The sequence below is a fragment of the Listeria tempestatis genome, from assembly GCF_963575625.1.
Taxonomy (GTDB): Bacteria; Bacillota; Bacilli; order Lactobacillales; family Listeriaceae; genus Listeria; species Listeria tempestatis.
The window spans coordinates 1-20,770 of the sequence record NZ_CAUYTK010000004.1 but is presented as its reverse complement, the minus strand read 5'-3'; the positions used below and the strand labels follow the sequence as shown (position 1 = coordinate 20,770).

Sequence of the window (20,770 nt, the reverse complement as noted above, 5' to 3'; positions counted from 1 at the left end):
GATACTACGGGAGGCGCAAAGATGAATAATGAATTAGCCAAAGAAATTACGGACTTTTTAATAGAAGCAAGGCTGGATTTATCTGTGGATTTCCTTAGCATTGCGATGAATACAAGCAAAACAACTCGCAAAGAAATTAGATGGCTATTTGCTTCTGGAAATCGCAATAATCGCTATCAAAAAATTGTTTTACAAGTTGGTAAAGGGATCGCGGGTATTGTTTGGAAGACAGGAAGAACCATGACAGTGACCAATTTAAAAAAAGAAATGAAGGGTGCTTTAGAAGAATATCCAATTGCTATTACTGAAAATCTTGTTTCCGTTTTAGCAATCCCCATCTTAATCGAACAAGAAGTAGTAGCCATTTTTCTTGGTGGGTACCGAAAAGAAACCCAAATTGAAAATGCCAAATTGGAACAACTTGAAAGAGTGGCATCCAAGCTCGCACCTAAGCTTAAACAGTTTATAAACGGAAAGGATAATTCAGATGAATACATTCGCTGAGCATCCTCATCTTATTCAGCTTTTCTTCGAGAAAACGAGCGATGCGGTTTTTATTATGAATTATGAGCAAAGAATTATTAAACAAAATCAGGCAGCGGAGCAACTAATTAATGCGGCCTTAGTGGATTGGCAGGAAATTAGTAGTTTTTGTTACGTTTGTAAAGGCTGCACATCAAAAGTTGCTGAGCATTCATGTTCAGACTGTCACATCAAAAAGCGTGAAAACGGTCGCTCGTTCCAGATTTATATAAAGCTAAAAAATGGTCTTGAGATTCCATATAGTGCCAGTTTCTCTGTAATAGATGAAGAAAAGGAAAGATGTGTTCTCATTTTACGTAATTTGACTGAGCAACAGGAAACAGCGAAGCAACTGCAAAAGTCAACATTAACAAAATATGTATTAAACGCGCATGAAAATGAACGAAAAAAATTATCGCGTGAGCTACATGATGGGATTGCCCAAGAGATGTATAGTGCACTCATGGAAGTAAGGAAACTCAAATATATGGAAAAAGGGGCTGCATTTGATAAACAAATGGATGATGTCGAAACTTCTGTCGCGAACTTATTAACAGAAATTCGTAATATGGCAGTTGATTTGCGTCCAGCCGCACTGGATGATCTAGGATTATACTCGGCCTTAAAGTCTTATTGTAAGCGCTATGAACAAATATTCGGCGTGGAAGTAGCCCTTATATCGGATGTACAAAATGAACGTTTCCCTTCCATGATTGAAACGACGCTTTACCGTGTAGCTCAAGAAGCAATGCTTAATGCAGCGAAATATGCGGATATAGATGATATAGTGGTGACGCTTCGAAAAAGAGAGAATACACTAATTTTAGAAATTATTGATGATGGTATCGGCTTTACAATGGCAGATATGGAAATCAAAGGTTCTGGGCTAGGCTTGTTAAATATGCAAGAACGTGTGGAACTTTGCGGTGGCACCTGTAACATTCATTCTAATCTTGGAAAAGGCACAGAAGTGATAGTCAAAATAGGGGTTGATAGTTTATGATACGAATTATGGTTGCAGACGATCATGTTGTTGTAAGGCGAGGATTGTCATTTATTATTAACACACAAGATGATATGGAGGTTGTGTGTGATGCGGCTGACGGTTTAGAGGCCATGCTTAAATTCGAACAAATGGAAATAGATGTTGTTTTAATGGATTTAAGTATGCCTCCAGGGGAGAACGGACTTTTGACAACGAAAAAAATTAAAGAAAAGTATCCTCAAGTAAAAGTTCTCATTATGACGATGCATGATGATGAAGAATACTTGTTTCGTGCACTTAAAATCGGGGCATCTGGTTACTTACTTAAAAATGCGCATGATGAGGAGATGCTAGAAGCCATTCGTGCTGTTCATTCTGGCGGGATTTATATTCACCCAAGTGTTGCGCCAGCTCTAGTTCGAGAATTTTTATCCAATCATGAAGTGGAAGAAAAAATTAATTCATATGAATTACTCTCAAACCGGGAACAGGAGATTTTGCCTCTCATTGCTCTAGGCTATGGTAATAAAGAAATCGCACAAAAATTATTCATTTCAGTAAAAACTGTTGAGGCGCATAAAACGAGTATTATGCACAAGCTTGAATTTGAAAAAAGAACAGAACTTGTTCATTATGCCATCAAGAAAAATTTAATTGATTTATGAGATGCTATTTAAAAAAATAGCGTCTTTTTTTTTAGGTATTTCCCCTATAGATGATTACTTGTGAAAAGATTATCATTAAAGGAGATAAAACATTATAAAGGGGAATTAGATATGTCTAACTCGAAGAAAGATTCAATTATTGCACTTGTTATGGCAACCGTGGCGATGGCCGTATCATTTATGGTTTGGGCAAGTTTATCACCTGTCGCAAATCAAATTGCTATAAGTTTTAATTTGTCAGCATCGCAAAAAAGCCTTTTAATTGCAACACCTGTTTTGCTTGGTTCAATCATGCGAATTCCAATGGGAATATTAAGTGACCGACTGGGAGGAAAGAAAGTATACATTGGGACAATGATATTCATTATTTTACCATTAATTTTTGTTCCCACGGTGCAGTCTTTTCCACTTCTCATTCTTCTTGCGCTACTGCTTGGGATGGCTGGTACAACGTTTGCAATTGCCATTTCGTATGTATCCGCATGGTTTCCACCTGAAAAGCAAGGTCTTATTCTCGGTATTGCCGGTATGGGGAACATTGGGAACGCACTTGCTGGCTTAATTATTCCTCGAATTAATAGCAACTGGGGATTTGATTGGATTTATTATTCACTCATTATTGCACTCGTAATCATTATTGTTTTATTTGCTATTTTAGCAAAAGAAATGCCAATCTCTAAAGAAAAGAAAACACTCTCTCAACAACTTTCGGTAGTAAAGGATAAAAATACTTGGTTCTTATCACTTTTTTATTTTCTGACGTTCGGATCATTTGTTGCGCTAAGCAATTATTTACCATCCTTTATGTCCGATCAGTTTTTAATGAATCCTGTAAACGCTGGACTAGTTTCAGCTGCCTTTGCTGCTGTTGCAACATTAATGCGACCAGTCGGCGGAGTAGTGGCAGATAAAATGAATCCAACCAAATTACTTAGCGGATTGTTTATTTTTGTTATCTTATTCGCGCTTATAATGGCTATTTTACTAGAAAATTATGTTATTTTTACAACCTGCATCTTCCTTACGGCTTTAGCAATTGGACTTGGTAATGGGGGCGTATTTAAAATGGTTCCAATGGTTTCAAAAGGAAATACAGGAGCCGTCACAGGCTTCGTAGGTGCAGCAGGAGGACTTGGCGGATTTTTCCCACCACTTGTTCTTGGCGCAGTTAAAGAGTCTACAGGTTCGTTTGCATTAGGCTTTGTTTTCTTAGCTATCTTTGCATTTCTATGTCTCATCGTTGTATGGATGGTTTATATACGACCAAAGATGAGCAGACAAAATATATAAAAAAATGCCCTTCCAACAAGCTGGAAGGGCATTTTTTTATTTTTCAACATCTTTTTGTTTCGGCAAGTTATTCACATAGCTATCAGAATACTGGAGTAGTTTTCGACTGGCTTCAAAACGTTTTTTCACATCAGAAGATAACTCTTTACTTGCACCGTTATAATAGGTGGCTTTACCTGTTTCAAAGCTCTCATCTGGTTCGTACATATAATCATTTGCCATGTAGCTACCTTCTGGCATGGTGTAGCGTTCGGGCACAAAATTCGTTTGTGTATTTAAAATGTCCTCCCCAAACATAATTTGGTCCGTTGCTTTAATCCCGAGAAGGTTTAGAACGGTTGGCATCACGTCAATTTCGCCGCCAATATTATTGATTTCCCCCGTCTTTTCTACGCCTGGAATGTGGAGGTAGAACGGAATGCGATAATCGTCAGCGGGTTGAGCTTTTAGTTCACTAGAGCGATTGACATAGCTTTTTTGAGTGTTAGTTAATTTTGTCGTATCAATAATATGATGATCGCCGTACATCACAACGACAGAATCATCCCAAATCCCATTTTCCTTTAATTTATCAATAAAGGCACCAAGCTGCTTATCTGCATAATGCACGGCTTGGAAATAATTTCCAAGTTCTGTTCCTTCCAAATTTTTTGGAAGGTCAAGCGATTGTTTGTTTTCAGGAATCTTAAATGGCATATGACTACTTACCGAAATAAGCTGAGCGTAAAAATTTTCATCATTTTTATAATGTTCTTCTAAAATCGGCATGGCTTTATTATACAAAACTTCATCACTCGGCGAAAAACCAATCACGTCATCGTCGCCGAAGAAAGAACGATCATAAAACTTATCAAACCCTACTGCTGGATAAAAATTGTCCCGATTATAGAAACTCGCGTCGTTCGTATGGAAGGTTGCCGTTTTATATCCCTTTTTAGAAAGTGTACGCGGCAATGACGGAATAACGCGGTCACCGTAAGTTTGCGTATTCGTGTAATAGCCACTAGGGAAGGTAGATGTATAAACAGACCATTCCGCGTCAGCTGTATTGGATTTTGAAACCGTTTGGAAAAAGGAATCTGAATAGAGTGTTTCACTTTCTAGTTTATCAAGCGTTGGTGTAACGGACTCACCATTTATTTTCACGCCAGTTAAATTGCGCTGGAAAGATTCTAGTTGGATAATAATTAAGTTTTTTCCTTTCGCGACGCCGAAGTAATCTGGGTTTTTTTTAAGGTCAACCCCTTTTATCGAACGAATATTATTGGCTGTAATATCTGCAGCACGAACGTCAGTTGTTCCAGCGAAGGCAGTTGCTACATTGAATGTAAACACGCCCATTTTTTCAGCACGTTTTGTATCACTAATAATATTTTTATGCATCATATCATATGTGAAAAAGCCAATTAAAAGAATAAGAACAGTAAACGAAATGCCAAAAGTTCCTCTTTTCAATTGGAAAGTTTTAAAACGCACCCCTTTTTTTAAATCCAAATAAAGAACAAGCGGGAGTAAGAGGAGATTCGCAAAAAATAGCCAATCATACCATTTTAATAGGCTAGTAGCGCTATCTTTTACAACACCGACTTCTCCAATTAGTGAAAGACTGTGGTAAGTTGGAATTTCATTGTAAAAACGCCCATAAAGAACGAAAACAAGCATTAAAATTCCAAGAAAACACGTGAGTCCTGCATATACATACACTTGCGCACGAGGACGTACAAAAGCATGTATGAGGAGTAGTAAAATAAGTACAAAAGATAAATCAGCCGTAAAGCTAAGCCAATTCGGGTTTTGAAAAACTTGGAAATAGGCTAAGGCAAATTGACCAACAATTAAAAGCAAGTAAATAATTAACAAAATAAAAGCCTCTTTCTTTAAAAAAATAGGTTAAGTTTCCCCAATTATATCTATTTTAACGCACCCCATTTTGAAGTGCAAATATTGTGGGAAATTTTGCGAGTTGATACTTTAACGCCATTGACCTTTAAAGTGTGAAAGGGTATGATAATAAAATAATAATTTTTACATTAAGGGGAGTTTACATGTCTATTTTTAGAAAAAAATTAATTGAAGATTTATTGCCAAAAAAAGGAGGGCATATTCAATTAAAACAAACACTTGGTGCCTTTGATTTAATGCTCCTTGGTGTGGGTGCCATTGTTGGAACGGGAATATTCATTTTACCAGGTACCGTTGCTGCGCTTCATTCCGGGCCAGCCATTGTCTTTTCGTTTATCATTGCAGCCGTTGTTTGCGCACTTGCCGCCCTTTGTTATTCAGAATTTGCCTCTTCTGTACCAGTAGCAGGTAGTGCCTACACGTATGGTTATGTTATTTTCGGTGAATTCATTGCTTGGGTGCTAGGCTGGGCGCTATTACTTGAATACGGGCTTGCTGTTGCTTCTGTTGCAAGTGGTTGGTCGTCTTATTTAAATGCCTTTTTAAAAGGATTCCACATTGAAATCCCAACGGCAATTTCAGGTCCCTTTAATCCTGCTGCCGGGACATATATAAATATTCCAGCCATTTTAATCATTTTCATTACAGCTTTTTTACTTACAAAAGGGATTCGTGAGTCTACTCGCGTGAATACAATTATGGTTGTTTTAAAAGTAAGCGTTATTCTGCTTTTCATCATCGTTGGGGCATTTTATGTGAAGCCATCCAATTGGCACCCGTTCATGCCATTTGGATTTAGTGGTGTCCTAAACGGAGCCGCGCTTGTTTTCTTCGCCTATTTAGGATTTGACGCGGTTTCAAGTGCCGCTGAAGAAGTGAAAAATCCAAAACGCAACATGCCAATTGGAATTATCGGATCACTTTTAATTTGTACCATTCTTTATATGCTCGTCTCCGTCGTCTTGACGGGTATTGTACCTTATACAGAACTAAATGTAACTGATCCAGTTGCGTTTGCGCTTCAAGTCATTAATCAAGACTGGATTGCAGGAATTATTTCTTTAGGTGCCGTTGTAGGGATGCTTACAGTTATCCTTGTAATGACATATGGTGGTACGCGTTTAGTCTATGCGCTGGGTCGAGATGGTCTACTGCCGAAAGTGTTAGCTGAAATAGATCCAAAACATAAAACGCCTGTTAAAAATACGTGGATTTATGCATCAGTCGTTGCTGTTTTGGCAGGTCTTGTTCCACTTGGAAAACTAGCAGAGCTCGTTAATATGGGGACTTTAATTGCGTTTATGATGGTTTCTCTTGGTATTTTATTCTTAAGGAAAAATAAAGAAATTGCGCCTGGAAGCTTTAAAACACCATTCTATCCTGTTTTACCTGTTATATCCTTCTTACTTTGTGGATTCCTTATTACACGCCTAGAAACGCTTACCTGGATTGTATGCGGTATTTGGTTTGTTGTTGGAGTTGTGATTTATTTTGGATATGGGAAGAAACACAGTACACTAGAAAAACAAGAGACTTACAAAAAGTAAGTTGAATTATTCGCATTTTTTCCCCCCTTATGTTGTAATAGAAGGTACAAACTTTAAAGGGGGAAATGAGCGATGAGTGACACGTTTAAGTTAGGTGCGGTCGTTTTAAAAGTGGCGAATTTAGCCAAAATGGAGAGCTTTTATTCAACGATTCTCGGTCTTGTGAAACAAGCAGAAACGGAGAGTAAGGTGTTGTTTGGTGCGGAAAAAAACGGCGACACGCTTCTCATTCTAGAAAAAGTAGTAAACGGTAAAAAACCTGATGCGCCGAGGTCGGGTTTGTTTCATATGGCGTTTTTACTACCAAATCGCGCGGCGCTTGGGGATATGCTGATTCATTTGATTAAATCGAAGTACCCACTTGACGGGGCGGGTGATCATGCCTACAGTGAAGCTATTTATTTGGCGGATCCGGAAGGGAATGGCATCGAGATTTACCGTGACCGTCCATTTGCCAAATGGCGTATAAACGCGGACGGAACTTACCCTGCTGTAACAGAAGAAGTTGATGCAGACGCCATTATTGATGCGGCTACGCGAGAACCGTTCCAGCAAATCCACCCGGAAACTAAGATCGGGCATGTTCATCTACAAGTACGTGACATCGAAGCAACAGAAGAATTTTATGGAAAGATTCTTGGTTTAAACATTCAAACCAAAATTCCGTCGGCCCGTTTTTTTGCAGAAGGTCGTTATCATCACCATATCGGCAGTAATATTTGGGCGGGCAGAAATTTATTCCCGCGTGCAGAAAATGAAACAGGCTTGGCCTACTTTACAATTTTAACGTCTAAAATGAAAGAATGGGAAGCGCGTCTTCTAAAAGCAGGTTATGAAATGGAAAAACACCCTTTTGGTTTACAAGTCAGTGATCCAAACGGAATTTTAATTGTGCTAGAAGATGGTTCGAATTTTGAAACAGACAAAATGTAAAAAAGTTGGTAGAATAAAGATATCTTTTTTGGATAAACGGGGGAAACCAAATGATTGAATTCTACGCAGCGCACAGCAAGCAAGAAATGAAAAAATTGGAAGCCGCTAAAAAGGGATGCTGGATTAAAGTTGTCTCACCGTCTGCAGCTGAGATTGAAGAACTGAGTGCGACGTATCACATACCAAAACATTATTTTCATGATGCGCTTGATGAGGAGGAGCGGTCACGAATCGAATTGAAGCGGACGGATGAAGAAAAACGCCATTCGCTTGTCATTGTGGACTGTCCTTATGAAACGAAAGATGAGATGGGCTATGCCACATATGAAACAATGCCAATTGGTATTGTTTTAGCAGATGACATTTTTATGACAATTTCGATACGCGAGGTGCCCGTTTTAACATCAATTATTAAAACGCCAATCGATAATTATGATACGGCTAATCATACCCGTTTTTTACTGCAAATTCTTTATGCAGTTTCTTATTTTTATTTAAAATACTTGGATCAATTAATTCGTTTGATGAATGAACTGGAAGGGAAAATCAAGCAAGCGATGAAAAATGAACAGCTTTATGCATTTATGGCTGTCCAAAAAAGTCTAGTGTTTTTTGCTACCGCCTTACAATCGAATAAAGCAATTTTAGACAAGATGCAAGATGTGGAACATTTTATGCAAAATCAAGAAAACCATGATTTGCTTCGCGATGTGGTCATCGAAAATAAACAAGCCATTGCGATGACGGATACATATACACAAATTATAAGTGGGATGTCAGATATTTTTTCATCCGTCATTTCCAACAATTTAAATATGGTCATGAAGTTTTTAACTTCTTTTACGATTATTTTATCTCTTCCAACAATTGTTAGCAGCATTTACGGGATGAATGTTAAACTACCTTTTGCTCAAGAGGCAAATGCTTTTTCAGGGATTATGTTGTTTACAATTGTTCTTACACTCATTGTGACGGTTGTTTTTTGGCGAAAAAAATATTTCTAGTTTGACATAGGAGGAAGCAGAATGGAAAAACAAACATACGAAAAACTAGCTTATCATACGATAAAAGAGAAAATATTGAGTGGGAATTTGCGAGTAGGAGACCGAGTGACTGAAACTGTCATTGCAGATGAGCTGAAAATTAGCCGTACACCTGTCCGAAAAGCCTTAGTCAGCTTGGAGAAAGAAGGATTAGTCGAAGTTCGCGCAAACCGAGGCGCCATTGTCATCGAAAGTAGTATGTCTGTTAATCGATTCGTAGAGTTGTTAGAGATATCAGAAGTCATGGTAAATCAGACTTTGAATAAAATAGAAAATAAGCGAATTCAAATAGATGTGACATACTTTAAAAATGAAATCGAGCAATTAAAGCTGCTTTATAAAAAAGGAGCAGAGGAGCAATTTATAGCGGAGTTATTCAATTGCTTCTTCGCTTTCATTCGTTTGATGCAAAATACTTATGCTAACCGATTTGTGCAAATGATTGAAAATGATTTTAACTTAAAAGCACAAAAAGATATTAAAATCATTCCTTTTATTTTAGCTGAAAAAACAATACAATGTTTAGAAACAATACTTCAAAATATGCAAGACAATGATTTCGATAGCGCTAGAAAAGAAGTGCAAACTATTATGAATCAATATATTATACAAACTTTTCGTTAATACGAGATGAGAATAAAGAGCATTTCTCATCACATACTAAGTGCATGAAGCGTATAATTATTTTTTGCGCGGATTGTTCGATAGTGTTGGAAAAAGCCATCGGGGATAAAATGGTTATAAAGACCTATTTTTTTAGTACACAAAAACTAACTTTATTATGAACAAAAATTTTTTCTTCTAAATTTTATTATGAGGAAAATAAATAAATGGCTATGTATAGCAGTTTCACAAACTATCTTTCTAAAATAATCCACATTTTGAGTTTTTTATTTTCTACATATGAAGATACATTAAAATAGGGAAGATGATGCATTCAAAAAAAACTAGCTTTGTTTCGTGAGAAGCATATGATATAATATGAGAAAGTTCATCGGTTGAAGGAGCGTTAGAATTTTGAAAAGTAAACGAGAATACAAAACCCTTGATAAGGTTGTTTATTACAGTGTCATTGAAAAGATTAAGAATGGTGAATTGAAGCCAGACGAACATCTAACAGAAGAACGATTGTCAAAAGAGCTAGGCGTAAGTCGTTCGCCAATCAGAAAAGCAATTACTGCTTTAGTAGCAGAAGGTGTTTTAGATTACCGCACTTACAGCGGAGTCGTTGTTAAGGATTCGATTGTTGATTCCACACGTTATGTGCAACTTCTTGAAGTTATCGAACTATTTGTGAAAGCAACATTCGATAGAATTGAACAATCAGAGGAAGAAATGGATATCAAAGAGCTTGAAAAATGTGTACAATCTATGGATCGGGCTTCTTATTTACGCGATTTGGATGAATACATTTTTAATGAACATCAATTTTTCTTACGATTAATCAACTACTCTGGAAATCCTTATTTTAAAGATATGGCCAAGAAAGTATTTTTCAACATTAAATACTTTTCTGCAGATGCAATTACGAATCACAACGAAGAAATGCGTGAACGTAACATCAAACAATTTGGTGTAATTATTTCATTTTTGGATAAGAAAGACTATGAAAATGCCTTTTTAGAAATTAAAAAACTATTTTTAAATTACGGCACATATGCTTTTCGTTAATCCTGGAAATAAAAAAGTGCGACCCTTCTAAGAGGGTTGCACTTTTTTTTGATATAAACTATAGCCATCTTTATCATTTAGAAAGCTAAAAGTTGTGGCATATAATTGGTTGAGCATTTTATTGGAAGCGAGTGTGTCTAAACGGACGTAAGGAATATGTGATAGAGCAGCTAGTTCTTCGGCGAATTGTAGCATTCGAGATGAAAGCCTCAGACCTTTATAGGCCCTTGCGATCATCAGGCGGTGGATGTAAAACGCAGGTTCTGCAGCACGTTCTTCCCATAAATTTTTATCCCAATTGCTTGGGGTCCGCCGCACAATCATTGTTCCTGCTGTTTGATTTTTTTGGGTTAAAAGAAAAACTTCATTTTGTTTGATGCGCTCACTTATTTGGTGGACGTCTGTCCCATTTAAAATATCATTCCACTGCGTAGAACCCGATTTTTTTAACCAAGTAGCAGTGTCAAGCATTAATTTTTCAATGTCTTGATAATCTTTTGGAGTAGCTTGCCGAATCTGGAAGTCGATGTTATTTATTGTAAATTTATTTTGGTGCATCGGGTTTTTCTTCCTCCGATTGTTCAAAGTTTGACTCATCTTTTTTGAAAGAGAATGTGTCATCAAAATACGGAGTTTCGTCTTCCTGTGAGGATGCCATTCCACCGAATAATTCATCATGGAAAACAGCAAATGTTGTTGTCATATATGGAAGCAGATAGATAGAAATAGCCATCATCACGAGCCAACCAAGTAAAATTAGGAAAAGTCCTCCTACAGAAAGGCCAAAGCCCATGGCATTAATAACCGTATCACCGCCGTTTGTATAATTATATTCCCCAGTGAATGCACCAATACTAACAATAATGGCTGATGCGATAAAGATAGCGATAGGAATTAAATACCAAAGCAAGAAAGTAAGCGAAAGACCAAATAATTTCCCTTTATAGCCATTCATCATGTGTCGACTTTCTGTAATAGCATCAAGTGCTGAAATTTGTGGATTATCTCTTAAAATAAAGAAAGTTTGGGAATAAGAATAACCTTTAATAATTCCTGGAATAATGAATAAGAGTGACCACAAAAGTGTAAAAATAGAAACAAGTAAAAAAGCTAGAAAAGTTCGACCAAAATCTTTAAATGCACTAAACATATAGGCAATATCTGGTTCATCTTGTCGACTAATCGCTAAGAAAAACCAAGTGACACCTATTGATATAGGTCCTGTGATGAGCATGCCAGCTACCCAGCCTATTACTGGAATCCAACCTACTGCACCTGAAACAGCTGCTGTAATAATCGTACTAAGAAAATAAACACCAATCGATATTCCCCAATGTCCCTGCAATGCACTTTTTGCAGCACGCCGCATTTCTGCATTTGTTAACATAAAAAACCTCTCCTTTTATTAATCTTTATGTACTTAAAATAGCATATTCTAATCAGGAGTTACAGCAAAAGGCTGATAATTTAAAATTTCTTCTAAATTATTAATAAAAGAGGATTGTTTTTCTATTTTTAGGGAAAAGGAGAGTTAGTCTTTGATTTTTTGATGGAGGTGTTGTTTGTGAAAGAAGCTGAACGGAGAGAATTAGAGGACCGCTTACTAGAACTTAGACATGAATATCAGGATTTAGTTGCAGAGTCGCGTGACTTTGAGGATCCACAGTTGCAAAACGGTCCAATGAATGCTGCTGAAGTAAGACTTAGCGGTATCAGACTTGAAATCAAAAAAATTGAAAAACACTTAAAAAAAGATTCGATTGAATAAATAGGCATAAAGCGTCCTTTTTAATCGGACGTTTTTGTTTGAAATAGAGGTGAATACGTTTGAAACCGATTTTTGTTGTTGGCGATGTGCATGGTGAAATAGGCTTACTTGAAAAAATTCTTGAGAACTGGAACCGGGAAGAGGAACGCCTTTTATTTGTAGGAGATTTAATTGATCGAGGTGAAAATCCAGGTGCTGTACTTCGACTTGTTAAACAATTATCCGAAAAATATGATGTCATTGTGTTAACCGGTAATCATGAAAAAATGCTACTTGATTGGTTAAGCGACCCATCAGAAAAAATGGCATATTACATTAGCCAAGGTGGCATGGAGACCATTCAATCGCTTTTGCGGGAAAATATTGAAGAGAAAATTACGCCAGATGAGCTTAGTAAGCGTGTTGTGGAGGAATCAGGGGAACTCATTAATTTTATTCAAAACCTCCCTTTATACTACGAAGAAAAGCAGTACGTTTTTGTTCATGCAGGAGTGGACTTGGCGATTCCCGACTGGCATGAGACGGAAGAAAAGCTATTCTACTGGATTCGTGAACCTTTCTTATTTGGAGAAAATCGTACTGGCAAAGTATTTATTTTCGGACATACGCCTGTCCAAAATTTACATAGTGATGGCTCGAGCAATATTTGGATTTCAAAAGATCAAACACGCCTTGGAATTGATGGTGGAGCGGTATTTGGTGGCAGCTTAAATGCTATTGTTGTGGAGGAACAAGCCGTGACAAAATTATACCGAGTTGGAAAAAATGAGCCTTTTGAAACAAAATAAAGTGAATCGTTTGATGGATAGCGATTTTCTATGTATTTTGCTACAATAGTCTCATTCTAGTTAAAAGGAAGTGTCTTCATGCGGAAAGCAACCGTATTAAGTTTGCTGGCCGTGTTTTTTGTTTCTATAGTCACCTTTTTTGGTGTTATATATGTAAAAACACAACAAGAAGAGGCAAAAGCGAAGGAAACGATTATTCCAACAGTTTTTGTTCATGGATATAAAGGAACGGCGAACTCATTTGGTCATTTATTAAGTCGAATTGGAAGTGACTCTAGTTCTAAACACATTGCGATGCAAATTATGATTAAGCCAAACGGTCAATTAAAGGTAAGAGGGCATCTTGATAGCAATTATAAAAATGGCGATTCAGCGATACAAATTTTATTTGCAGACAACAGAGCGAGCCTCGCTAAACAAACGCTATGGCTCCAAAATGCAATGAAATACATTCGGGAGAAAGAACATATTAAAACAGTCAATTTAGTCGGCCATTCTATGGGCGGGCTAGCCATTTTAAGCTATCTCGAAAATACGCCAGTAGACGCCGCATATCCCGTACCACAAAAGTTTATTGCAATCGCAACCCCGTTTAATGGCATTGATAAAGCGGACTACTTTAAACTACAAAAAGACCCCGCCGCCCATGATTTAAAAGCCGGCTCTGATGCGCTTAGAAATCTTGTGAAAAACAAAACAAGGATTCCAAAAAATATTCAAATGCTCGCCATTGCAGGGAATCAAAATCATACAGGAACAGATGGGCTAGTTCAAGTGGATAGCGTATTTTATGCGAAGAATTTTTTTCCAAAAGGCAAATACCAAGAACGCCTTGTCTCTGGAACAAATATAACGCATAGCGGCTTACATGAAAACTTTGAAGTAGATGCCTTATTAAGTCAATTTTTATGGAACTTACCAGATGGAATGGAGAGCGACAACGATTCAAATCTAGATACTGTTCCAAATGTGAAAAAATAAAGATAGCCATTTGCTAATCACAATACAGGTAGAAAAAATGAGGGAATTTCTCTGCCTGTATTGTGATTATTTATAATCAAGTAGCTTGACTGCTTTTTAATCTCACTATACACATTGATTATTGATTTAGTCATGGTACTTTTTAACCGTACATTGTGTTTAGGCACTGACAATGCTAAGCTAGCAAAGGAAATGAATTTCGAACGAACAGATAAAAATGGGTTCCAAAAAATGAAGTGCAAATCATTGAGGAGAAGCAAGACTTATTTTTTGAAAAAGAGTAGCTTTATCTATTGTAAAACAAGTTGGAATCGCAATAAAAAACCTAAGACCAAGTGAGCACCATTGTATAAATGGGATAACTGCTTGATTTTAGGTTCTTTTTATTGTTACTAAAATGTGTATGCTAAGTGACTTTCTTTGTTTAGTAATAAGGCGCCATAAACAAATAAACTAAAACGCCAGTTAAACTAACATAAAGCCAAATTGGCATCGTCCAACGAACAATTTTTTTATGTTTGTCAACTTGCATTGTCCAGCCCCAAACGAGTGCGAACAGCGCAAGTGGCACGACAACAGCAGCCAAAAAGCTATGTGTGATAAGAATGAAAAAATAAATCGGACGAACAAATCCAGTTCCGCCAAATGTACTTGTTTCTGCTGAAAGAAAATGGAATGTTAAATACGATACAAGGAAAAATAATGTTGAAGTGAAAGCCGCTAAAATAAAACCGCGATGCAATTTAATATTTTTTTTCACAATGATGGCCCAAAGTGCAATGACTAAGAACACAAAAGTGAAGCTATTAAAAATAGCATTTATTCTTGGGAAAATTGTCAAGTCAAAATGAACGGCACCTTGATAACCAATTGGTGAAAAGAAAAGTAATAAAATAATAATAACAGCCACAGCAGAAAAAATCATAATCGGCCAAAAATAATTTTTATCCGTTGCCGCAGGCGTTAATTTCTCTTTATTTTGTTCCATGTAAAATAAATCCCCCTTAAAATAAGTTCACAATCATTATACATGATTATATCGAATAACAAAATAATAGACTAATGACAAATGGCAATCTTCGAAGTTTCTTGACCGTGTTACTTGCCAAGACATACATAAGATTCCTGTCGTTTATCATCAGTCTACTTTTTTACGTTTAAGAATTAACGATTTTCCGCTTTATTATAAGCTCCGTGCCAAACAGGACCGATAAACTTGTTTAAAGCAAAACCGCTTTGAATGGCAGCTGTCACAAAGTCTTTTGCTTTAGCCACAGCTTCAGGAACAGATAAACCTTTCGCAAGCCCCGCAGTAATTGCTGCCGCAAACGTACAACCAGCACCGTGGTTATAGTTCGTATTCACTTTTTCCACTTCATAAATCGTAAAGTCATTGCCGTCATACATTAAATCAATCGCTTTATCGCTTTCTAGTGCTTTTCCGCCTTTAATAACTACATATTTTACACCGAGTTCATGAATTTTTTTAGCTGCCGCTTTCATGTCCTCAACTGTCTTTAATTTGCCAAGACCAGAAAGCTGTCCCGCTTCAAACAAGTTGGGCGTTGTGACAGTCGCAACTGGAAGCAACAAATCACGAATTGCCTCCGCATTTTCCGGTTGAATAAGCTCATCCTCGCCCTTACAAACCATCACAGGATCAATAACAATATTGGTTAAATCGTGTGCATCAATGGCTTCGCGAGTCGCTTTAATAATATCTACCGAGCCTAGCATTCCCGTTTTCATTGCGTCAACAGGACCACCAGACAAAATAGTTTTAAGTTGCTCCTGCACAAGCTTCCAATCAATAGGTGTCACACCGTGTGACCAATTATTATCTGGATCCATCGTCACAATCGTTGTGAGCGCAGAAAATCCAAAAGTTCCATATTCTTCAAATGTCTTTAAATCAGCTTGGATACCAGCACCGCCACTAGAATCAGAACCAGCAACAGTTAACGTTTTTTTTATTGTCATTTTAAATCCTCCCAAAATTAATCATTTGTTTCAAGCATTTTATAAATGGCTTTTGCAACACCATGCTCATCATTTGTTGTCGTTTCATATTTGGCACGCTTTTTGACTTCTGGCTCAGCATTTCCCATCGCCACACTATAGCCAGCCATTTTAAGCATTGAAAGATCATTCATATTGTCGCCAATCGCAAAAGTTTCTTCAAGCGAAACCCCAAGACGCTCCACATAATATTGCAATGAAATCCCTTTTTGCGCCGCGCGATTCGTGATTTCGATGTTGTCAGAAAATGAAGATGTAATCGCAAGTTCATTAGACACACTCAGTTCTTTTTTGGCCCGTTTTAAAATATCAGGATTTGGCGAAAACGAAATGAATTTCAAGATGTTCATCTCCTCATTTTCAAAAATCCGATTGACATCCTTAATTTCATGCACATCTTTCGCCTGAAAGCGTTCTTCAATTTGTTCGGTAATTTTTTTTACAGGCTTGTCTGGATGCATTTTGTGATACATTTCAATCAAAAATTCTTTTCCCTGTTCTTTGTTTGTCGAAATTGGTCCAATATCAGTAAATAATTCCGTATACATGCCCAAATCAGATAGAATTTGAAATGTTTTTCGCGCAATATCTTTGTCGAGTGTATGTTGTAACAAAATTTTTCCATGTTCATTACGCACTTCCGCGCCGTTCATACAAATGGCTGGGGCATACAAATTTGCTTTGTGAATTAGTGACATTGCATCATCATACATACGTCCAGTACATAAAACAAAATGGACACCCTTAGTTCTTGCGAATTCAATCGCTTTTACATTCTCCTCAGTAACACGTATGTCGGAATTTAATAGCGTTCCGTCCATATCAGAAGCAATAACTTTAATCATAAATAAGAATCCTCCTAATGTTTTCCCTTTAAATAGCATAGCACTTTTTAGATAAAAATGCAGTTGTCTTGTTTAAAAAGCGCCACATTTTGCGTCCCCCGTGAAAGTTAGCTATAATAAAGCGTGAAGTATAGTGGAAAGAGGTGTTAGAATTTGAAAAAAGAAGTCGAAAAAATGCTTGCAGGCGAATTATATAACCCTTCAGATCATGAACTCGCGCATGGTCGCATGCGTGCACGCAAACTTATACGTGAAATTAATGATACGATGGACGCAGTAACGCGGTCAGAACTCCTAAAACGCCTATTTGGCAAAACCGGTGAAAAAGTATTTATAGAGCCGACACTTCGCGTTGATTATGGCTCAAATATTTATCTTGGTGAAAATTTCTTTGCGAATTTTGATTGCGTCATGCTCGATGTATGCGAAATACATATTGGTGATAATTGTATGTTCGCTCCAGGTGTGCATATCTACACCGCGACGCATCCTCTTGAACCGACTGAACGAAATAGTGGGCTCGAACTAGGCAAGCCCGTTAAAATTGGTAATAATGCCTGGATTGGCGGACGAGCCGTTATTAATCCCGGTGTCACGCTTGGCGATAACGTTGTTGTGGCATCAGGTGCCGTTGTCACAAAAAGTTTTGGTGACAATGTTGTCATTGGCGGCAACCCAGCGCGCATTATTAAAGAAGTTAAAGGAGTTTAAAAGGTGAACGTTTCAGATCAGGCATTATTTCAAAAAATGGAGGAAGAGCTGCGTCAGGCGAAAGAACTTCGTGGCGCCGAACAAAAAGCGCATCTTCATGCGTTAAAAATTCTAACAGAACTAGCTCTTTCTGAAACTAAAACGGATGTTGCGACACAAAATGATGCGGCGAACATTCAAAAGGTGAACACACCAACTGTTCCTCCGGCTTTAAACCAAGGAGAAAAACTCGAAATGTCAGACGGCGCGAATGGCGATTCGCTGTTTGATTTCTAAAAGGGGGAAAATGATGAAAAAAGGTCTTATAACCGGCGGCGTTTTTGCGATGCTTGCCGTCATGATTGGCGCTTTCGGTGCCCATGCATTAAAGGATATTTTGGGTAGCTACACCGCCACATACGAAACGGGCGTTCAGTACCAAATGTTCCACGCTGTCGCGATTTTAATTTGTGGCGTCATCCAAGAAAAACGAGATAGTCGCCTCATTAGCGCTGCAATAATACTGTTTTCAGCGGGCATCGTATTGTTTTCTGGCAGTCTATATATTTTAAGTATCACGAAAATCACATTTTTAGGAGCCATTACACCAATTGGCGGCGTTTGTTTTATTTCAGGCTGGCTTTGTTTCATCATTGCCATAGCAAAGTCGCGTCGCGTTTACCATTCATTTTAAAAAGACACCAACATTTTATTTCAAACAAAAGTCTTTCGTCATAAAACTTTAATATAATCATTTTGAAAAAGAGGATTATTTATATTTTTGCGGGGTATTTAACTATCATAAGCAACGATAACTTATTCACTTTTTCTCCCTTTTTAGTAATAAGTTATCCTTTCTTACCTTAAACTCCCTTTTTGTGGCGCTAGTTGGCTTATATGAGGCTATGGCGTCTTTTTTTTGGTTATTTGCGATCCTGTTATGTGCCAAATCCTTTGTTGAATCATCATTTTACTACTACTTGCCTCGTCAATCCTTTTTCTTTGTCAAATGTTGGGTTTCATCATTTCCATTTCTTTCCTTTGGGCAAATGGGCGCAGAAGGTGAAAGTCGAGATTTTGATTTAGCAGAAAAGAACAGCAATCGGAGAATGTAAAAACAGGAGCATCATAGACGATGAAGAGTTTTCATTTAGTAGGTCAAGCCTTGGACCTTACACACGCTAAACCGCCAACAACGGCACCGAAAAAGAAAGCAGATCGCCAGTTTAATGAAAAAGGTGTGTATACGGCTCAAACAACCGTCGCAATCAAATACGAGCCGAAAGTGAAAGCGGTGCAAGTGGCGAAACTAACAAAAGGGGAAAAAGTGCACTATTCCCGCGTGGCTTTTTCCGATGGTGATATCTGGGTGCAATACTAGCGTTCAAATGGAAAAAGGGCATGGGCATGTGCGGGGAAAGCAAGTGCGGACAACAGCAAGAATGCAGAACCTTTTGGAACATTGAAATAAACAGTGAACTATAACCATCAATGAACTGATAAACCCCGCATTTTTGTAGGGTTTATTTTTTGTAGTTTGTCAAGGGTGGATAGTGCAACTTTATATCGTTTTTATTCATAAATATACACAAACTGGGCACACTTTAAAAGTAATAGTTATGTTATGCTCGATTTGTAACATAACTAAAAAGAGGAGTGAAAATGTTTAAAAAGTTAGGTTTGTGTTTATTTATCGCTTTAGGGCTATCGTTGGTTATATCTCTAGTGCCAAAAGAAGCATGCGCAGAAGATAATACAAATTTGCCAACAAGCAATGAAATTCAATATATTAGAAATAAAGATTTAAATAAGCAGCAAGTTGATCAACGTTTTGGACTAATTGCAAGTCGCTATAAAGAAGGAGAGTCGTTTTCAATAGAAGACGCTGAATTTATTGTTCATTATTCCATACAAGATACGAGGGTACTCAATCAAAATCCAATATTCCGTGGCGTATATTTCTACAAAGGGACTGTTAGTCGTTCATTTAATAAAACCAAAACTTCTATGGGTGTGAAAGTTAATTTTTATGGGAAAATTTCAAGCCACATCAATAGCCTCTCAGTTGGCGGGCAGTGGTACTCTGGAAAAACAACAGCTAAAATAAAAAGTGGGAGCGCTAAAGTAACAAAAATAAAAACTGTAGTATCACAAAATACTTATGGAGTGATCGGAAACAGTGGCACATACGTCGGACTTATTCACAAGTCTTCACTTTCTAGCACAACAAGTAAAAAAGGTGCGACAGTGAATTATTTAGATTCAAAACGGAAATATACCGCAATACTGCCAGTATACAGTTATGCTACGACTTATGTTTCTGTTACAACAACATCAGGAACGTTTAATTTATATGGCATATAATAGAAGAGGTGAATAAATGGGAAGCGTTAGTATTCTAGGTTTAGTGTTGGCGATTGCACTAACTGTTCTAGTAGTATATATCGTGTTTAAATTAATCCAAAAGTTAAAAAAATAATTATGTTTGTTAAGATTTAAGTTAGTTACTTGTGTAAAGTATAATTATTTGATAATGTACAAAATATTTTTCGATGAACTTTTCAAGATTACCCCCACATTTTTGTGGGGGGTTGTTTGGTTTTAGAAATAAATTTGAAGAAATTAAAAAAACACTAAGGTGGAAAATAACAAGTTTGAAGGAATTTTTTTACAGCATGACGGGGATTTAAATAGTACAGGCTTCAAGCTTCAACATCATTATACAAAAGCGGCAAAAGTTGAAGAGCTTCTAAGTGCCGGAGAGTGTTCTGAGTTAGGCGAAACCGCCCAAGATTCAACTTTTTATGAGAATAATATTGGGAATTTTAGTTTTAACTCAATGTGGGCGTTGATGCAATCCATTCACAAAGTAGATTATATTTATATTTTTGATGATGGAGAATAGTTCGTTTTGACTAATTATAGCGAACTGGAGGGATTAGAACTTGACTTATATTATGAAAACAGATAACACTGACCAACGCTTATGGAGAGATTTCGAAATGGATAAGCTACCTAAAAAGAAGGGTGAAAAAACGCCCTTCTTTATCATGTCCATTTTTCCAAAAAATTTACAAAATCTACATGGACGGTAAAATAGTAGTATGTTATATTATAATTG

At 37.1% G+C, this 20,770-nt stretch carries 24 protein-coding genes; 18 read left to right on the top strand and 6 right to left on the bottom strand.

Going from position 1 to position 20,770, the window contains the following annotated elements:
- Positions 1-21: 21 nt before the first annotated feature.
- The 4 genes from R8923_RS06730 to R8923_RS06715 all read left to right on the top strand — a co-directional run bounded on the left by R8923_RS06730 (position 22) and on the right by R8923_RS06715 (position 3,462).
- The gene (locus R8923_RS06730; protein ID WP_485872005.1) at positions 22-504 is read left to right on the top strand and encodes a GAF domain-containing protein; all 483 of its coding nucleotides are present in this window, start codon (positions 22-24) and stop codon (positions 502-504) included.
- Positions 488-1,525, top strand: coding sequence for a sensor histidine kinase (locus tag R8923_RS06725; RefSeq protein ID WP_485872004.1), 1,038 nt, complete (start codon positions 488-490; stop codon positions 1,523-1,525). The genes R8923_RS06730 and R8923_RS06725 overlap by 17 nt, the downstream gene beginning before the upstream one ends.
- Positions 1,522-2,172 carry a response regulator transcription factor gene (locus R8923_RS06720; RefSeq protein WP_485872003.1) on the top strand — a complete coding sequence of 217 codons (651 nt, stop codon included), beginning with the start codon at positions 1,522-1,524 and terminating at the stop codon, positions 2,170-2,172. The genes R8923_RS06725 and R8923_RS06720 overlap by 4 nt, the downstream gene beginning before the upstream one ends.
- A 111-nt stretch (positions 2,173-2,283) precedes the next feature.
- The gene (locus R8923_RS06715) at positions 2,284-3,462 is read left to right on the top strand and encodes a nitrate/nitrite transporter (protein WP_485872002.1); all 1,179 of its coding nucleotides are present in this window, start codon (positions 2,284-2,286) and stop codon (positions 3,460-3,462) included.
- Between the two features lie 36 nt (positions 3,463-3,498).
- Here the strand turns inward: R8923_RS06715 and R8923_RS06710 are convergent, their stop codons facing one another.
- Positions 3,499-5,322, bottom strand: a complete 1,824-nt coding sequence (locus R8923_RS06710; protein WP_485872001.1) for an LTA synthase family protein — start codon at positions 5,320-5,322, stop codon at positions 3,499-3,501.
- A gap of 185 nt (positions 5,323-5,507) precedes the next feature.
- On the opposite strand from R8923_RS06710, the gene bcaP reads away from it, so the two are divergent.
- From bcaP to R8923_RS06685, 5 genes are all read left to right on the top strand, one after another.
- Positions 5,508-6,911 (top strand): branched-chain amino acid transporter BcaP, encoded by a 1,404-nt coding sequence (gene bcaP, locus R8923_RS06705; protein ID WP_485872000.1) that lies wholly within the window; start codon positions 5,508-5,510, stop codon positions 6,909-6,911.
- A 72-nt stretch (positions 6,912-6,983) separates the two neighbouring features.
- Positions 6,984-7,844, top strand: a complete 861-nt coding sequence (locus R8923_RS06700; RefSeq protein ID WP_485871999.1) for a VOC family protein — start codon at positions 6,984-6,986, stop codon at positions 7,842-7,844.
- Between the two features lie 50 nt (positions 7,845-7,894).
- Entirely contained in the window at positions 7,895-8,848 is a 954-nt protein-coding gene (locus R8923_RS06695; protein WP_485871998.1) for a magnesium transporter CorA family protein, read from the top strand.
- A gap of 21 nt (positions 8,849-8,869) precedes the next feature.
- Positions 8,870-9,511 (top strand): GntR family transcriptional regulator, encoded by a 642-nt coding sequence (locus R8923_RS06690; protein WP_485871997.1) that lies wholly within the window; start codon positions 8,870-8,872, stop codon positions 9,509-9,511.
- 393 nt (positions 9,512-9,904) lie between these two features.
- Positions 9,905-10,558, top strand: coding sequence for a GntR family transcriptional regulator (locus R8923_RS06685; protein WP_485871996.1), 654 nt, complete (start codon positions 9,905-9,907; stop codon positions 10,556-10,558).
- Between the two features lie 27 nt (positions 10,559-10,585).
- On the opposite strand, the gene R8923_RS06680 is transcribed toward R8923_RS06685, so the two are convergent.
- Positions 10,586-11,116 carry a GNAT family N-acetyltransferase gene (locus tag R8923_RS06680; RefSeq protein ID WP_485871995.1) on the bottom strand — a complete coding sequence of 177 codons (531 nt, stop codon included), beginning with the start codon at positions 11,114-11,116 and terminating at the stop codon, positions 10,586-10,588.
- On the bottom strand, positions 11,103-11,945 hold the full coding sequence (locus R8923_RS06675; protein WP_485871994.1) for a DUF975 family protein: 843 nt from the start codon (positions 11,943-11,945) through the stop codon (positions 11,103-11,105). Before R8923_RS06675 ends, R8923_RS06680 begins: the two co-directional genes overlap by 14 nt.
- 177 nt (positions 11,946-12,122) lie before the next feature.
- Here R8923_RS06675 and R8923_RS06670 point away from each other — a divergent pair, with 177 nt between their 5' ends.
- From R8923_RS06670 to R8923_RS06660, 3 genes are all read left to right on the top strand, one after another.
- A complete protein-coding gene (locus R8923_RS06670) occupies positions 12,123-12,326 on the top strand; it encodes an Lmo0654 family protein (RefSeq protein WP_485871993.1) in 204 nt (67 codons plus the stop codon).
- Between the two features lie 59 nt (positions 12,327-12,385).
- The gene (locus R8923_RS06665) at positions 12,386-13,114 is read left to right on the top strand and encodes a metallophosphoesterase (protein ID WP_485871992.1); all 729 of its coding nucleotides are present in this window, start codon (positions 12,386-12,388) and stop codon (positions 13,112-13,114) included.
- Positions 13,115-13,192: 78 nt separating this feature from the next.
- Positions 13,193-14,095, top strand: a complete 903-nt coding sequence (locus R8923_RS06660) for an alpha/beta hydrolase (RefSeq protein WP_485871991.1) — start codon at positions 13,193-13,195, stop codon at positions 14,093-14,095.
- Between the two features lie 424 nt (positions 14,096-14,519).
- On the opposite strand, the gene R8923_RS06655 is transcribed toward R8923_RS06660, so the two are convergent.
- From R8923_RS06655 to R8923_RS06645, 3 genes are all read right to left on the bottom strand, one after another.
- Entirely contained in the window at positions 14,520-15,083 is a 564-nt protein-coding gene (locus R8923_RS06655; protein WP_485871990.1) for a DUF420 domain-containing protein, read from the bottom strand.
- 176 nt (positions 15,084-15,259) lie between these two features.
- The gene (gene pdxK, locus R8923_RS06650; RefSeq protein ID WP_485871989.1) at positions 15,260-16,075 is read right to left on the bottom strand and encodes a pyridoxine/pyridoxal/pyridoxamine kinase; all 816 of its coding nucleotides are present in this window, start codon (positions 16,073-16,075) and stop codon (positions 15,260-15,262) included.
- A gap of 17 nt (positions 16,076-16,092) precedes the next feature.
- On the bottom strand, positions 16,093-16,959 hold the full coding sequence (locus tag R8923_RS06645) for a Cof-type HAD-IIB family hydrolase (RefSeq protein ID WP_485871988.1): 867 nt from the start codon (positions 16,957-16,959) through the stop codon (positions 16,093-16,095).
- Positions 16,960-17,112: 153 nt separating this feature from the next.
- Here R8923_RS06645 and R8923_RS06640 point away from each other — a divergent pair, with 153 nt between their 5' ends.
- The 6 genes from R8923_RS06640 to R8923_RS06615 all read left to right on the top strand — a co-directional run bounded on the left by R8923_RS06640 (position 17,113) and on the right by R8923_RS06615 (position 20,554).
- Positions 17,113-17,670 (top strand): maltose acetyltransferase domain-containing protein, encoded by a 558-nt coding sequence (locus R8923_RS06640; protein ID WP_485871987.1) that lies wholly within the window; start codon positions 17,113-17,115, stop codon positions 17,668-17,670.
- A 3-nt stretch (positions 17,671-17,673) separates the two neighbouring features.
- The gene (locus R8923_RS06635; protein ID WP_485871986.1) at positions 17,674-17,946 is read left to right on the top strand and encodes a YwdI family protein; all 273 of its coding nucleotides are present in this window, start codon (positions 17,674-17,676) and stop codon (positions 17,944-17,946) included.
- 13 nt (positions 17,947-17,959) lie between these two features.
- Positions 17,960-18,343 (top strand): DUF423 domain-containing protein, encoded by a 384-nt coding sequence (locus R8923_RS06630; protein WP_485871985.1) that lies wholly within the window; start codon positions 17,960-17,962, stop codon positions 18,341-18,343.
- Positions 18,344-18,784: 441 nt separating this feature from the next.
- Positions 18,785-19,030: an SH3 domain-containing protein gene (locus R8923_RS06625; protein WP_485871984.1), complete on the top strand. Its 246-nt coding sequence runs from the start codon at positions 18,785-18,787 to the stop codon at positions 19,028-19,030.
- 281 nt (positions 19,031-19,311) lie between these two features.
- Positions 19,312-20,013, top strand: a complete 702-nt coding sequence (locus R8923_RS06620; RefSeq protein ID WP_485871983.1) for a hypothetical protein — start codon at positions 19,312-19,314, stop codon at positions 20,011-20,013.
- A 274-nt stretch (positions 20,014-20,287) separates the two neighbouring features.
- On the top strand, positions 20,288-20,554 hold the full coding sequence (locus R8923_RS06615) for a hypothetical protein (protein WP_485871982.1): 267 nt from the start codon (positions 20,288-20,290) through the stop codon (positions 20,552-20,554).
- Positions 20,555-20,770 lie beyond the last annotated feature (216 nt).